The sequence below is a fragment of the Bradyrhizobium sp. 40 genome (assembly GCF_023100925.1).
Classification (GTDB): domain Bacteria; phylum Pseudomonadota; class Alphaproteobacteria; order Rhizobiales; family Xanthobacteraceae; genus Bradyrhizobium.
Genome location: NZ_CP064688.1, coordinates 3,266,054 through 3,279,143, shown reverse-complemented (window position 1 = coordinate 3,279,143; position 13,090 = coordinate 3,266,054). Strand labels below are relative to the sequence as shown.

Sequence of the window (13,090 nt, the reverse complement as noted above, 5' to 3'; positions counted from 1 at the left end):
GGCCATAACTATACCTTGATTGCCCCGACTTCTCCGGATTTGCGGTTTCGACGGGTTTCGGCGGGACTTTAGAAGTGCGCGGCTTGCTGTCGCCGCGCCAACAATAAACGATCAATCACGAACTCTACGCGAGCAAACTGAATGTCACCTTCCTCTTCCGACAAGATCGCGCTCTTCATCGATGGAGCCAATCTCTACGCGACGGCGAAAACTCTGGGCTTCGACATCGATTACAAGCGCCTGCTGAAGGAGTTTCAGAGTCGCGGGACGCTGCTGAGGGCGTTCTACTACACCGCCATCATCGAGGATCAGGAGTACTCCTCGATCCGCCCGCTGATCGACTGGCTCGACTACAACGGCTACACCGTCGTCACCAAGGCGACCAAGGAGTTCATCGACGCCTCCGGCCGCCGCAAGGTCAAGGGCAACATGGACATCGAGCTCGCCGTGAACGCGATGGAGCTCGCCGAGCACATCGACCAGATGGTGCTGTTCTCGGGTGACGGCGACTTCCGCTCCCTGGTCGAGGCCGTTCAGCGCCGTGGCGTGCGGGTCACCGTGATTTCCACGATCGCGAGCCAGCCGCCGATGATCGCCGACGAGCTGCGCCGGCAGGCCGACGTCTTCACCGACCTCGTCGAGCTGCAGTCCAAGCTCGGTCGCGACCCGTCCGAGCGCCCCGCCCCGCGTGACCGCGGCGACCGCGAGGCGCGCCACCACGCTCCGCAGTTCCTCCAGCGCGCGACCACGATGGCGCCGGCGAGGGGCGATGACGACTTCGAGGAGTGAGGCGGCCCAATCAAGCCGCCAGCCTCTCAGCCTCGTCCCCGACCGTGACTGTCCGCTCTGTCCGCGCCTGGTCGCCTTTCGCGAGGCGAACCGCGCGCGCGAGCCATTGTGGCACAATGCACCGGTTGCGCCTTTCGGCGACATCAAGGCGCGCCTGCTGATCGTCGGCCTCGCGCCGGGGATGCAGGGCGCCAACCGTACCGGCCGTCCCTTCACCGGCGATTATGCCGGCGACCTACTCTACGCGACGCTGCTCGAATACGGCTTCGCCAAGGGCAAATATCAGGCGCGTCCCGACGACGGCCTGAAGCTGGTCGACTGTCGGATCGCCAATGCGGTGCATTGCGTGCCGCCGCAGAACAAGCCGCTGCCGGTCGAGATCAACACCTGCCGGCAGTTCCTCGCGGCGAATCTCGCAACGATGCCGAACCTGCGCGCGATCGTCGCCCTCGGGCGTATTGCGCACGACACCGTGCTCAAGCCGCTGAACCTGAAGGGATCACAGGCCCCCTTCGGCCACGGCGCCGTGCATCAGGCCGGCGCATTCAGGCTCTACGACAGTTATCACTGCTCCCGCTACAACACGAACACCCGCGTGCTGACGCCGGACATGTTCCGCTCCGTGTTCGCGAAGGTGAAGGCCGACCTCGACTAATCCTTAGACGAGCCCGTGGCGGGATTGCCCTTCAGCCAGTCCAGGACATCGCCGGCGTTTCGGTCGGGCGGAAACACCGGATAGAACACATGCGTGATCCTGGCGTCGTCGACGATCAGCGCGAGGCGCTTGATCAGCGTCAGGCCCGCGACCTCCATGGTCGGCAAGTTCAGGGCGCGCGTCAGCGCCAGCTTGTCGTCCGAGAGCACCGGGAACGGCAGATGCAGCCGCGAGGCCATCTCGGTCTGGTACGCGTTGCTCTGGGTCGAGAGGCCGAACACCTGCGCGGCACCGGCGGCCTTCAGCTCGGCGAACAGATCGCGAAATGCGCAGGTCTGCGGCGTGCAACCGCGCGCGCCCGGGATCATGTCCCAATCGTCGACCAGCGCGATCTTGCCGGGCTCGCCGGTGCGCGGATAGGCGAACACCACGGTCCGGCCACGCAGCGCCGACAGCGCGACCGACGTGTCGTCAGTCGCGAGCAGGCTGACCGGCGGCAATGTCATGCCTTTCAGGTGCGCGGCACCACCGTCGTCCGCGGGTGCGGGAATCCGGCTCCAATCGACCTCGAGCAGGTTTCTCTGAGTCATCCCGCTATCCCCTCGCACGCATCAGGCGGCCCTTCTCCCGGCTCCAGTCGCGCTTCTTCTCGGACTCGCGCTTGTCGTGCAGCTTCTTGCCCTTTGCAACCGCGAGCTGCAATTTCGCGCGACCACGCTCGTTGAAGTAAAGCTTGAGCGGGATCAGCGTCATGCCTTCGCGGTCGACCGCGCCCATCAGCTTGTTGATCTGCTTGCGATGCAGCAGCAGTTTGCGCGGTCGCTTGGGCTCGTGATTGAAGCGGTTGCCCTGGAGATATTCCGGAATGGTGGCGTTGATCAGCCAGATCTCGCCGTTTTTGGAATCGGCGTAGGATTCCGCGATAGTGCTCTTGCCGCTGCGGATCGACTTGACCTCGGTGCCGGTCAACGCAATGCCGACCTCGATCGTATCCTCGATCGCATAGTTGAAGCGGGCCTTGCGATTTTCCGCCATGACCTTGATCGGACGTTCGTTCTTGTCGGCCATGGAAGACAAACCTGATCGAGATGCGCGAGGACGCTAACAGTTTGGATGAAGCGCGCGCGTCAAGACTTCTTGAGGAGATCGCGGATCTCGGTCAGCAGCTCGACCTCGGCCGACGGCTTTGGCGGAGCGGCAGGCTCTGCCTCGTCCTTGCGCTTCAGCTTGTTCATGGCACGGATCACCAGGAACAGCACGAAGGCAATGATGATGAAGTTGATCGTCAGCGTGAGGAAGTTGCCCCAAGCCAAGACGGCGCCCTGCTTTTTCGCGTCCGCCAGATTTGCGGCGGTGACCTTGCCCGAAAGCGGCGTGAAGTAGTTCGAGAAGTCGAGACCGCCGGTGGCCGCACCGATGATCGGCATGATCACGTCGCCGACCAGCGACGTCACGATGGCGCCGAAGGCCGCGCCGATGATGACGCCGACCGCGAGGTCGACGACGTTGCCCTTCATGGCGAACTCGCGGAACTCCGTGAGCATCCGCGTGCCTCTTTCCTCGATCGCCATGAAAAATTCCCCAATCGGCTAGCGCGTCAGTTGATGAGGCCAGCATGAACCATCGCGCTGCGCACGGCAACGCGGGTCGGTTCGGTGACCGGCACCATCGGCAGCCGCAGCGTCTCGTCGAGCTTGCCGAGCAGCGACAGCGCGTACTTGATCGGCGCCGGATTGCTCTCGATGAAGAGGTTGTTGTGGAGCGGCATCAGCTTGTCATGCAGCTTCAACGCGGTGGCATGGTCGCCCTTCGCCCAGGCGGCCTGGAACTCGGAGCACAGCCGCGGCGCGACGTTCGAGGTCACCGAGATACAACCATGGCCGCCATGCGCCATGTAACCGAGGATGGTCGCATCCTCGCCCGAGAGCTGGTTGAAGTCCTCGCCCATTGCCGCGCGCTGCTGCGAGACGCGGACCATGCTGGCCGTGGCGTCCTTGACGCCGGCGATGTTCTTGAGCTCCCACAGCCGCGCCATGGTGTCGACCGACATGTCGATCACCGAGCGCGGCGGGATGTTGTAGATGATGATCGGAATCCCGATCGCGTCGTTGATCGCCTTGAAGTGCTGGTACATGCCTTCCTGGGTCGGCTTGTTGTAGTAGGGCGTCACGACCAGAACCGCGTTCGCGCCCGCCTTCTCGGCGTGCTGGGCGAGTTCGATCGCCTCCTTGGTCGAGTTGGAGCCGGCGCCGGCGACGACAGGCACGCGGCCTTTCGCTTCCTCGATGCACCATTCGACGACCTTCTTGTGCTCGTCATGGCTCAGCGTCGGGCTCTCTCCGGTGGTGCCGACGGGAACCAGGCCGTTGGTGCCCTCTGAAATCTGCCAGTTGACCAGGGAGCGAAACGCCGCCTCGTCCAGCGAGCCGTTCTTGAACGGCGTGACCAAGGCGGTGAACGATCCCCGGAATTTTGTCTTGGCTGCCATGGACTTCCTCCGTACGCGGCAATCTTGAGCGCAGGCGCATTCATATCGGGTCTATCCCGCCGGTAAAAGACCCGCTCCCGTCTGACGCACCGTTTAGGCCGCGATTTTGCCGCGGTGGTGGTGCAAACCGGGCGAAGGTAAGCGGCTGTTGGTAATTTGTCCGCATATTCAATCAAATACAGCCAGATCTTGTACAGCTAGGTCTTGAGCCAATTGACTGATTCGGGGCGACGAAACGCCGTGATCTCATTTCCGCGCGCCGCATGGCGATCCACCGGCCTGATCGTGTGCCTGATGGCAGGGCTGTCGGCCGGCTGCGCCGCCTGGGCCAAATCCAATGAGACAACCGCGGAAACGGCCAAGGAAACCGCGAAGGAAACCGCGAAACCCGCAGCCAAGCCAGCCGCCAAGGACACTGCGAAAGGTGCGTCCAAGGGAGCCGGCAAGGAAACTCCGAAGGACGCCGCCAAGGGGGCAAGCAAGGGCGCGACCAGTGCCCCCGCCAAGGATGCCGCGAAGAAGCCTGCCAAGGATGCGGGCAAGGATGCTGGCAAGAACGCAGGCAAGGAACCTGCGAACGACAAGCTGAAGCCTACCGCTGCCGCGCCAAAGTCAACGCCGACAGCTGGCGGCTCGGTCCCGAAGACCGCCCCCGCGCCGGCTGCGACGGCCATCGTCAGACCGACCGCCCCGGCCCCCGCCAGGCCCGTCGCGGCTCCTGTCCTGGCTCCTGCTACCCGCCAGCATGCCGCCCCGCGCAAGCCGGTCACACCGGCTGCGGTTGCTGCGACCTCCTCGACGTCGCAAGCCGACAAGGACACGCTGGAGACCGTGATCGAGCTCGTGCGCAAGCGCAAGGCGGGCGACGCCACCAATGCGGCGGCCACGATCTCGGATCCCGTCGCGCGAAAACTCGCGGAATGGATCATCCTGCGCAGCGAGGACAATGGCGCGACTGTGGAGCGCTACCGCGCCTTCCTCTCCGCCAATCCGAGCTGGCCGTCACAGACCTTCCTGCGCCGGCGCCTCGAGGCCGCGATGTGGGACGACAGGCGCGACGACCAGGTCGCGTGGTCGTGGTTCGAGAACGAATCGCCCGTGTCCGCCAAGGGCCGCTTCACGCTCGCCAAGGCGATGCTGGCGCGCGGCGACCGCGCCAACGCCGAACGTCTGGTGCGCGATGCCTGGCGCAGCGACCCGATGTCGGAAGACACCGAGAACAACGCACTCGACCAGTTCGGCGCGCTGCTGACGCCCGGCGATCAGAAGGCGCGGATGGACACGCTGCTCTACGGCAGCGAGAACGAGGCTGCACTGCGTGCTGCGAAGCGCCTCGGCGCCGGCTATGTCGCACTCGCCAAGGCCCGCATCGCCTCGCTCAAGAAAGCGCCGAATGCCCGAGCGCTGCTCGAAGCCGTGCCGCGCGAGCTGCACGGCGATCCCGGCTTCATCTTCAGCAAGATCCAGCTGCTGCGCCGTGAGGAGAAATTTGCGGAAGCCGCCCAGCTCATGCTGTCGGCACCGAAGGATCCGGGCCGGCTCTACAATCTCGACGAATGGTGGATCGAGCGGCGCCTCCTGGCGCGCAAGATGATCGACACCGAGGAATTCCGCAGCGCCTATCTGATCGCGCGCGATGCCGCCCTGCCCTCGCGCGACATCTACAAGACCGAGCAGGAGTTCACAGCCGGCTGGATCGCATTACGCTTCCTCAACGATCCCGCGGCTGCCACCCAGCATTTTGCCCGAATCGGGATCGGCAGCGTCAATCCGACCACGCTGGCGCGCGCCGGCTATTGGCAGGGCCGCGCTGCGGAAGCTGCAGGCCGCCAGCAGGAGGCGCGCAACGCCTACACGCGGGCCGCCGAGCAATCCACCAGCTATTACGGCCAGCTCGCACGCGCCAAGCTCGGCCTGCCGCAGATCGAGCTCAACGCTCAGCCGCGCAGCCGCGGTGCCGAACGGCTGGAGATCGTGCGCGCCGCGCAGCTGCTCTATGAGCTCGACGAGCGCGAGATGGCGATACCGTTGCTCGCCGACATGGGCGAGAACGGCGATCCCGAAGCGCTAGCCGGCCTTGGCGAGCTCACCCAGCGCCACAGCGACGCGCGCGGCATGCTGCTGCTCGGCAAGGCCGCGCTCAATCGCGGGCTGCCGTTCGATTTCTATGCCTATCCCGTCAACGGCATTCCGCAGTTCACGCCGATCGGCCCCGAGGTCGAGCGCAGCATCATCTACGCCATCGCGCGGCAGGAGAGCGCCTTCAATCCCTCGGTCGTCTCGCCGGCCCAGGCGTATGGGCTGATGCAGGTGACGCCGGACGCCGCGCGCTACGTCTGCAAGCGGCACGGCGGGACCTACGATCTGGGGCGTCTGAAGAACGATTCGGCCTACAACGCCACGCTCGGCTCGGCCGAGCTCGGTGGGCTGCTCGAGGACTATCGCGGCTCCTACATCATGAGCTTTGCCGCCTACAATGCCGGCCGCGGCAGTGTGAAGAAGTGGATCGATCGCTACGGCGATCCGCGCGACCCCAAGGTCGACGCGGTCGACTGGGTCGAGCTGATTCCGTTCTCCGAGACACGCAACTACGTGCAGCGGATCATGGAGAACCTTCAGGTCTACCGCGCCCGCTTCGGCGGTGGCACGCGGTTGCAGATCGAAGCCGATTTGCGCCGCGGCGCCGGTAGCGTGGAATAGAGGCATCTTCCCTCGACTCGCTGCCGGGAAGCCTTTTGGTGGCGACCGCCAACGTCGCCGGGACTTGAGCCACCGAAGAAGAACTGGCGTGCAATCGTCAGCGGGGCTTTCTCGACACGCGCCTCGTGAGTGCCAGTATCTTCGAGATTGCCAGAGCCCTTGGAACTGTCAGAACCTTGTGGAGCTGCCAAGCTCTTCGGCCTGCAGGGTCGCGGTCAGATCGGTGAGCTCTCCGTTGCCCTGCGGCTCCAAGAAGGCATCGATCCCTTCCGGCTGAACACCTGATAAGCGGGGTTCGCAAGTCCGCGATGGTTCAACGACGGCCAGAACCGCGCGCCTCGGTCGGGGCTGGCGTGCAGCGCAGAGATCCCCTCTCCCCGACGCAGCTTCGATCAGGTCACGACGAACGATCGAGCAATGGACAGCGACGCTCCAACGCGGTCGCCATGGGGCGGAGGCAAAAACAAGCATCACCGGCAAACGAAAAGCCCCGGCGGTTTCCCGCCGGGGCTTTCTATCAGGTCGTTAGACCGAACTTACCAGTTGCGCTGAGCGCGGAGGAGCAGGGTAACGGTGTCCTGATCCTTCAGCTCGTAGGCTGCAAGCGGCTTGCCCGTCGTACCGGACGGAGTAACGGTGCCAATGACACCAGAATACTTCTGGTCGATACGGGTCCAGGCAACGTCAGCCGAGAACGTCAAGTTCTTGACCGGGGTCCAGCGGGTGATGAGACCCACCGAGCCGACGGCGAAGTCCGGGTTACAACCCGTCACACCGGCAATGCCGCCGAACACGCCACCAGCACCACCGGCGCCGCAGATCGTGGTCTTGGCCAAGGAACCGAACTGGGCCTGGGCGTAAGCACCGTAGATCGCGGTGTTCCAGTAGGGGTCCCAGTTGTGGGTGTACGCACCGCGGAAGCCCCAGGTCTTGACCGTTTCCTGCTGGCTGCCCGTGACGAACACGGTGTCCGGAGCATTGGCGAAGCCGACGCTCTGGTAGGCAACGCCGGAGCTGCCAAACATCGAGTAGCTGCTGCCCGCGAGGTTCTGGAAGTTGTAGCGGGTCGCACCGTCGGTGTAGACGCCCTGGATGTTGATCACGTCACCCGCACCGGTCGGGATGTTCTTGATCGACAGAGCGAGCTGAACCGCCCAACCCCACTTATCATCGGGATGACCGGTGGGTTCGGTCGCGCCGTAGTAGGCAACGTGGTTGTCATGTGCAGCCACCGACGCCTGGAAGAGACCCCAGGCCTGGTCGACGCGGACCATACCAACGAGGTTCGGCGAACGCGTGCCGCCGATGGCGTTGGAGCCATACGAGCCACCAAGAATGCCAGCCGCAGACGCGCCGGTCATGTTCAGGTTGCCGGCGTCATAGTAGGCCGCCCTATCTTCAGCCGAGAACGCTGCCGTCACGCCCTGACCGAAGTCAGCGGTGTAGGAGAACTGGTTGACACCAGTGACCGTGCCGCTGCCGCCGACGAGACCGTCGTAGTTGTTGCCCGGGTAGTTGGTCCAAGGCGCGTCGAACTGCGACACGGCCTTACCCATCGTGAAGCCAGCGAACTGGATGAAGGCGTAGTACACGCCGAGCGAGCCGCCCGAGGTGCCGCCGTCGTTGCCGTTGATCGAGGAACCGACGAGAGCCGGGGCCGCACCCGAGGTGTTGAGGGCCAGCGTGCTGCTGTAGGCGGTCGTGCCAGTCGCGCTGCCGGTGCCGTTGTAGTTGCCGGTCGTCCAGGAGAACACGCCGTCGAAGAAGGTACGGACAACGCCGTACTCGGTCGCGGTGCGCGTGTCGATGTTGAGATCTTCACGAGCGCGCATGGTGTAGTAGTTCGTCAGACGGTTGCGGGAACCGTTATTGCCGGTGAACTGACCGCTGTAGTCCGAGTTGGTGTTCAGCGCGACTTCAGCGCGCAGATAACCACCCAGCTTGATGCAGGTGTCCGTGCCGGGGATGTAGTAGAAACCCGCACCGTACAGGGAGCAGATCTTCACGTATTCGACCGCTTTGGCCTTCACGGGGAGATCGGCTGCCTGCGCTCCGCCGACAGCGATCAGACCCGCTGCGGAACCGAGCAAAAGGCTCTTAACCAACTTCATGTTAAACCTCCAAGTTTGCCATAGGGAAGGTTCCGGATCCGCTGGGTGAAGACACCCTAAGGTTGGTTCCCTTGTCCCTTAAATTCACCGCTTAGTCGCTTCGCGCCTTCGGACACACCCGCTGAACGCGAGGGACTTAAGCGAACCACCTAAGACGGGACGACCTCGGGATGCCCCCCTCCGTCGCTCAGTCACAATTACCGAACGCCCTTGCACACACAACAACAGAACGCTTCAGAACGAGCCGGTGGAGCGTGTTTTCCGGCGGGTGTTGCACAAATAACACGCAGATGTGATCAGGGCGACTTTGTAACACCTTGAATTTATTGGATTTTTTCGACGGGTTTCATTTGCCGTCAAAAGTTCCGGCACCGGCCCCTCACACCCGTGGAGACGCTCTGCTGTCGGTCTGAGGCGTCCGAATCGTGGAATCAACTAGGGACTCGGCGCGCGCCACTCCTTAGGAATTGGCTCGCCTAACCATCAAGTGGCTGCGACCGTCGTCCTCATCATCCCCGCGCTTGAACATCGATATGTCCGGCGGCAAGCCTGCCTGATGTCGTTGATACATAGCCTCGTAAGCTGTCTCCAGCCGCCTCGCGTAGAGCGCCGCATCAAACAGTGATGCGGTCAGGTGGTTCCCTTGCAGCCGTCCGCGAATATCCGCCAGCTTCTGTTTATCAAGCGCCAGCTCGATCGCGAGTGCTTCATACTCCGCACGCGTTCGCGTGATCAGCTCAGGCAGGCCGACAGCGCTCAGCAAGCTTGCCGCCACGCGGCCGGCGAAACTATTCCCGATGTGGGTCACCACCGGCAGACCAGCCCACAGCGCGTCGCTGGCCGTCGTATGTGCGTTGTAGGGCAGCGTATCCAGGAAGAGGTCGGCGAGGCGATGGCGCCCCAAATGTTCGGATGAAGACGCAACGCGCCTTGCAAACACCAGGCGATCCGGGTCGACGCCCCTGCCCTTGGCTTCCTTCCGCAGATTCGATTTTGCGATCTCGCCGACGTCGGACAGCCACAAGACCGACTGGTCCACGCTCTTCAAGATATTCATCCAGGAGCCAAAGACAGCCGGATTGATCTTGTAGGCGTTGTTGAAGCAGCAAAACACAGTCCATTCCTGCCGCAAATCGTGGTCGGCCCGATCGGGCGCAGCATCGTCGATTGTCCCGACGCGATTATCACGCGGCATGAAGCTGCCGGGCAAACGAACGACCTTCTCGTCGAAGAATTCGCTGTTTTGATCTGGCAGCACGATCGGATCGGCAATGATGTAGTCGGCTAGCTCCCCGCTCCCCAACGTCCCCGCGAACCCAAGATAGTTGACGACGATCGGAGCCGGACTGGCCGCGAACAACGACAGCCTGGCATTGTGCGTGTGGCCAGCAAGATCGACAAGAATATCGATCTGCGCATCGTCGATCGCTTTCAGGACTTCACCGTCGAGCTTGTGCTCGCAATCGACAAAGCGATGAAATGACTTTTCGAGCCGCTTGCGCAGATCGCGGTTGTCGTCAGGACCATAGAAAACGCGTACGTCTCGAAGCGGTCGGGATCGTGACTCTCGAAGATCTCGGCAGTGAGGTACCCGACCGGATGCTTGCGAAAGTCGGGTAAACATATCCGACCCGGATCTTGTCGTGGCGACGGATTACCTGACCTCGTTCTGGAGACATGCGGGAGCTTTGCCCTCACCCAAGTCCTGGCGCAGCTGAGCTGATCATCGGGAGAATCCGTCAGGGACAGCAAAGCAAAAGGAGAACTATTGGCCTTCCGAGTCGTATTGCTGCCGTCAACTGGCCGATCTCTTCGTCCAGATTGTCCCAATTGCACAGGTTCATCTTCGCAAGAAGACGCAAACCCTCGATACCCCTCGAGGTCAGGCCTGATCGACACCGCCTTGTCGAAGGCGACGAAGGCTTCGTCATAGCGCCCGAGCTCGGTAAAGACATTGCCACGGCCAATCCAGGCCCCCTCGATGTCGGCCTTGATCGCGAGCGCCCTGTCATACGCGGCAAGAGCCTCCTCGTAGCGCTTCAGCCCCCACCCCACGTTGCCGCGACCAAGCCACGCCTCGGCGAGATCAGGCTTGATCGACAGCGCCCGGTCGTACGCAGCGAGTGCATCGTCACGGCGCTTGAGCTCGGTGAGAACATTGCCGCGGCCAAGCCAGGCTTCCGCCAGATCAGGGCGGATCGACAACGCCCTGTCATAGGCAGCCAACGCCTCGTCAAGGCGCTTGAGATCGAAGGACACGTTGCCCCGACCAAGCCACGCGTTCTCCAGGTCGGACTTGATCGAGAGCGCCCTGTCATAGGCTGCCGAGGCTTCGTCGTAGCGCTTAAGGCTCCAGAAAACATGCCCCCGGGCAACCCACGCGCTCTCGAGGTCGGGCTTGATCGAGATCGCCTTGTCGTACGCAGCCAGCGCCTCGTCGTGGCGCTTGAGATCGGTGAGAACTTCACCTCGGCCAACCCATGCACTCGGGACATCCGGCCTGGCCAACAGCGCCTGGTCGTACGTGGCAAATGCGTCGTCGTACCGCCTGAGATTCCGGAGTGCATTGCCTCGACCAAGCCATGCAGCCTCCAGGTCAGGCCTGATCGACAACGCCTTGTCGTAGGCGACGAGGGCTGTTGTGATATGAAAGGGGATTGCGCGGATTCACCGCCAATGCGCGCGTGAAATAGGCCAGGGCTTCCTGAGGCCGATTCAGCGCTTTGAGCGCATATCCATAATTGCTGAGGGCCTCGTCGCTGCTTCCGTTCAGGGCCACGGCCGCCCTGAGATGCATCTCGGCCTCGGCAAATCGACCTTGTACGAGCTTCACCACGCCCAAGAGATGTTCGACTTCGAAGATGTTCCTGGCGGATTTTGCGATCTGCTGCAGTATTCTTTCCGCTTTGACCAAATCATGGGCGTGAAAGGCTTCGACAGCACGTCGAAATTTGGTCTGCAGTTCACCCGCCAAGTCCATTCCTCCCTCGGGACGTCGGGTCAATCATACCATCGGCCCCGACATTGCAAGATGAGACCGTAGCGGCATGAGAACGTAGCGGCGTAGCCCGGCAGCCCTTCCCAGCTTTGATCTCGAGGGCGCGGTTCCAACCGAAAGAGCAATCGCGCCAGGACAGGCTCTCCTTGATTGCGGCGACCTCCGGCGCGACGGGGTAGTTCCTCAGCCGGCGAGCGAGTTATCCCGACTAATAGTAAGAGCGCCCTTCCCGCAGCCTGACACGGGACCCCGTCGGCCGATCTGAGGGCAATCACCGCTCCATAGCTTGTGGCGAATCGCGGAAAGAGACAATCAATCACTTGCAAATGACTCGCTTGATAGAGGCGGTCGGCGACGACGGCAATCGTCCCACGCGCGGGCCATCCGATCCAATTTGAAAGCAAAATCAATCGTTTATGTGGTTGAAGGGAGCCTTTGTCCGCGCCAGAACCACTCTAAATACGGGCGCCGGAACCTCCAGCTTTGTGTCCGTTATCGCGGCGTTGCGTTCTCGCGCGGAGAGCAAACCGCTTGGTTTCGGAATTCGCTGGGAATATTCGAGCAAAAACACACGCTTCCAAATTGACCAGCCCAAGTAATTAGATGCATAAGGCTCGCACCGGAGAGGTGGCCGAGTGGCTGAAGGCAACGCTTTGCTAAAGCGTCATACGGTCTCAAGCTGTATCGAGGGTTCGAATCCCTCCCTCTCCGCCACCCCGCGGCGGAATCTGAGATCTGTGCGTTCCCTCACCTGACACGCGACGGTGCCCTCATGCCGCTCCGAATCCGGTTGGCAGACCACGAGGGAACCTGATTCAGCACAAATCAGCTTCACCTGTGAAACCAAGAACGAGATTCTCCGCTCAGTGGGCGGAGACCCACGCCCTCGCCTCGCGCTGCGCGGCCGAGATGTCGGCGTCCGACATCTGCCCGGCGACTTCCTGGCGCAGCGTCACGGCGTCCTTGCGGCCCTTGAGCGCGGCGAGGTTGAACCATTTATGTGCGGCGACGAGATCGACGAGACCGGAACGACCGCTCGCCCAATACAGGCCGCGCTCGAACAGCACGTCCGACAGCGCGCCTGCGTCGATCGGCGTCGCGGTCTCCAGATCGAAAGTACCCTGAAACATAACGCATCCCCTTTTTTCTTATGCCGCCTCGTCCCCCGAGCGCGGCTCCCGTCCAATCAACTGTTCAACTCATCCCCGAGGCTTGTTGCCCGTGCCGTTTGCCGGCTTGTTGGAGGTAATGATGGCGCGCAAATTTGAATGGCAGTTTAAGTATCGCGATGAAGCAGACGTAAACGCGCCCGCCCCAGGCGCGCACGACAAATGCAAGAAGTCCCGGTT

The 13,090-nt window shown here is 62.6% G+C and carries 12 protein-coding genes and 1 tRNA gene; 4 read left to right on the top strand and 9 right to left on the bottom strand.

Translation table 11 applies throughout. From position 1 onward, the window contains the following. The first annotated feature begins 141 nt into the window (after positions 1-141). Positions 142-789, top strand: coding sequence for an NYN domain-containing protein (locus tag IVB40_RS15960; RefSeq protein WP_106944133.1), 648 nt, complete (start codon positions 142-144; stop codon positions 787-789). Continuing rightward, entirely contained in the window at positions 770-1,444 is a 675-nt protein-coding gene (locus tag IVB40_RS15955; RefSeq protein WP_247819277.1) for a uracil-DNA glycosylase, read from the top strand. The genes IVB40_RS15960 and IVB40_RS15955 overlap by 20 nt, the downstream gene beginning before the upstream one ends. Here the strand turns inward: IVB40_RS15955 and IVB40_RS15950 are convergent. The 4 genes from IVB40_RS15950 to dapA are packed head-to-tail and all read right to left on the bottom strand — an operon-like array spanning position 1,441 to position 3,932. Then, the gene (locus IVB40_RS15950; RefSeq protein ID WP_247819276.1) at positions 1,441-2,034 is read right to left on the bottom strand and encodes a peroxiredoxin; all 594 of its coding nucleotides are present in this window, start codon (positions 2,032-2,034) and stop codon (positions 1,441-1,443) included. The genes IVB40_RS15955 and IVB40_RS15950 overlap by 4 nt on opposite strands. A 4-nt stretch (positions 2,035-2,038) precedes the next feature. After that, positions 2,039-2,512, bottom strand: a complete 474-nt coding sequence (gene smpB / locus IVB40_RS15945) for an SsrA-binding protein SmpB (RefSeq protein WP_247361581.1) — start codon at positions 2,510-2,512, stop codon at positions 2,039-2,041. A gap of 59 nt (positions 2,513-2,571) precedes the next feature. Then, positions 2,572-3,015: a large conductance mechanosensitive channel protein MscL gene (gene mscL, locus IVB40_RS15940; protein ID WP_155809647.1), complete on the bottom strand. Its 444-nt coding sequence runs from the start codon at positions 3,013-3,015 to the stop codon at positions 2,572-2,574. A 26-nt stretch (positions 3,016-3,041) separates the two neighbouring features. Continuing rightward, the gene (gene dapA, locus IVB40_RS15935) at positions 3,042-3,932 is read right to left on the bottom strand and encodes a 4-hydroxy-tetrahydrodipicolinate synthase (RefSeq protein WP_007603384.1); all 891 of its coding nucleotides are present in this window, start codon (positions 3,930-3,932) and stop codon (positions 3,042-3,044) included. Positions 3,933-4,226: 294 nt separating this feature from the next. On the opposite strand from dapA, the gene IVB40_RS15930 reads away from it, so the two are divergent. Then, a complete protein-coding gene (locus IVB40_RS15930) occupies positions 4,227-6,632 on the top strand; it encodes a lytic transglycosylase domain-containing protein (RefSeq protein ID WP_247819548.1) in 2,406 nt (801 codons plus the stop codon). Between the two features lie 536 nt (positions 6,633-7,168). On the opposite strand, the gene IVB40_RS15925 is transcribed toward IVB40_RS15930, so the two are convergent. From IVB40_RS15925 to IVB40_RS15910, 4 genes are all read right to left on the bottom strand, one after another. Next, positions 7,169-8,743, bottom strand: a complete 1,575-nt coding sequence (locus IVB40_RS15925; protein WP_247286780.1) for a porin — start codon at positions 8,741-8,743, stop codon at positions 7,169-7,171. A gap of 460 nt (positions 8,744-9,203) precedes the next feature. Beyond that, positions 9,204-10,247 carry a hypothetical protein gene (locus tag IVB40_RS15920; protein ID WP_247819547.1) on the bottom strand — a complete coding sequence of 348 codons (1,044 nt, stop codon included), beginning with the start codon at positions 10,245-10,247 and terminating at the stop codon, positions 9,204-9,206. Beyond that, on the bottom strand, positions 10,175-11,356 hold the full coding sequence (locus IVB40_RS15915; protein WP_247819275.1) for a tetratricopeptide repeat protein: 1,182 nt from the start codon (positions 11,354-11,356) through the stop codon (positions 10,175-10,177). Before IVB40_RS15915 ends, IVB40_RS15920 begins: the two co-directional genes overlap by 73 nt. Then, the gene (locus IVB40_RS15910) at positions 11,340-11,717 is read right to left on the bottom strand and encodes a tetratricopeptide repeat protein (RefSeq protein WP_247819274.1); all 378 of its coding nucleotides are present in this window, start codon (positions 11,715-11,717) and stop codon (positions 11,340-11,342) included. The genes IVB40_RS15915 and IVB40_RS15910 overlap by 17 nt, the downstream gene beginning before the upstream one ends. Positions 11,718-12,362: 645 nt before the next feature. On the opposite strand from IVB40_RS15910, the gene IVB40_RS15905 reads away from it, so the two are divergent. Further along, a tRNA-Ser gene (locus IVB40_RS15905) sits at positions 12,363-12,455 on the top strand. A 149-nt stretch (positions 12,456-12,604) separates the two neighbouring features. On the opposite strand, the gene IVB40_RS15900 is transcribed toward IVB40_RS15905, so the two are convergent. Further along, a complete protein-coding gene (locus IVB40_RS15900) occupies positions 12,605-12,871 on the bottom strand; it encodes a hypothetical protein (RefSeq protein ID WP_007611206.1) in 267 nt (88 codons plus the stop codon). Positions 12,872-13,090 lie beyond the last annotated feature (219 nt).

Excerpts from the sequence above, each read along its gene's own strand:
- IVB40_RS15960 (WP_106944133.1), top strand. The coding sequence starts at position 142 with ATGTCACCTTCCTCTTCCGACAAGATCGCGCTCTTCATCGATGGAGCC.
- IVB40_RS15955 (WP_247819277.1), top strand. The coding sequence starts at position 770 with ATGACGACTTCGAGGAGTGAGGCGGCCCAATCAAGCCGCCAGCCTCTC.
- IVB40_RS15950 (WP_247819276.1), bottom strand. The coding sequence starts at position 2,034 with ATGACTCAGAGAAACCTGCTCGAGGTCGATTGGAGCCGGATTCCCGCA.
- smpB (WP_247361581.1), bottom strand. The coding sequence starts at position 2,512 with ATGGCCGACAAGAACGAACGTCCGATCAAGGTCATGGCGGAAAATCGC.
- mscL (WP_155809647.1), bottom strand. The coding sequence starts at position 3,015 with ATGGCGATCGAGGAAAGAGGCACGCGGATGCTCACGGAGTTCCGCGAG.
- dapA (WP_007603384.1), bottom strand. The coding sequence starts at position 3,932 with ATGGCAGCCAAGACAAAATTCCGGGGATCGTTCACCGCCTTGGTCACG.
- IVB40_RS15930 (WP_247819548.1), top strand. The coding sequence starts at position 4,227 with ATGGCAGGGCTGTCGGCCGGCTGCGCCGCCTGGGCCAAATCCAATGAG.
- IVB40_RS15925 (WP_247286780.1), bottom strand. The coding sequence starts at position 8,743 with ATGAAGTTGGTTAAGAGCCTTTTGCTCGGTTCCGCAGCGGGTCTGATC.
- IVB40_RS15900 (WP_007611206.1), bottom strand. The coding sequence starts at position 12,871 with ATGTTTCAGGGTACTTTCGATCTGGAGACCGCGACGCCGATCGACGCA.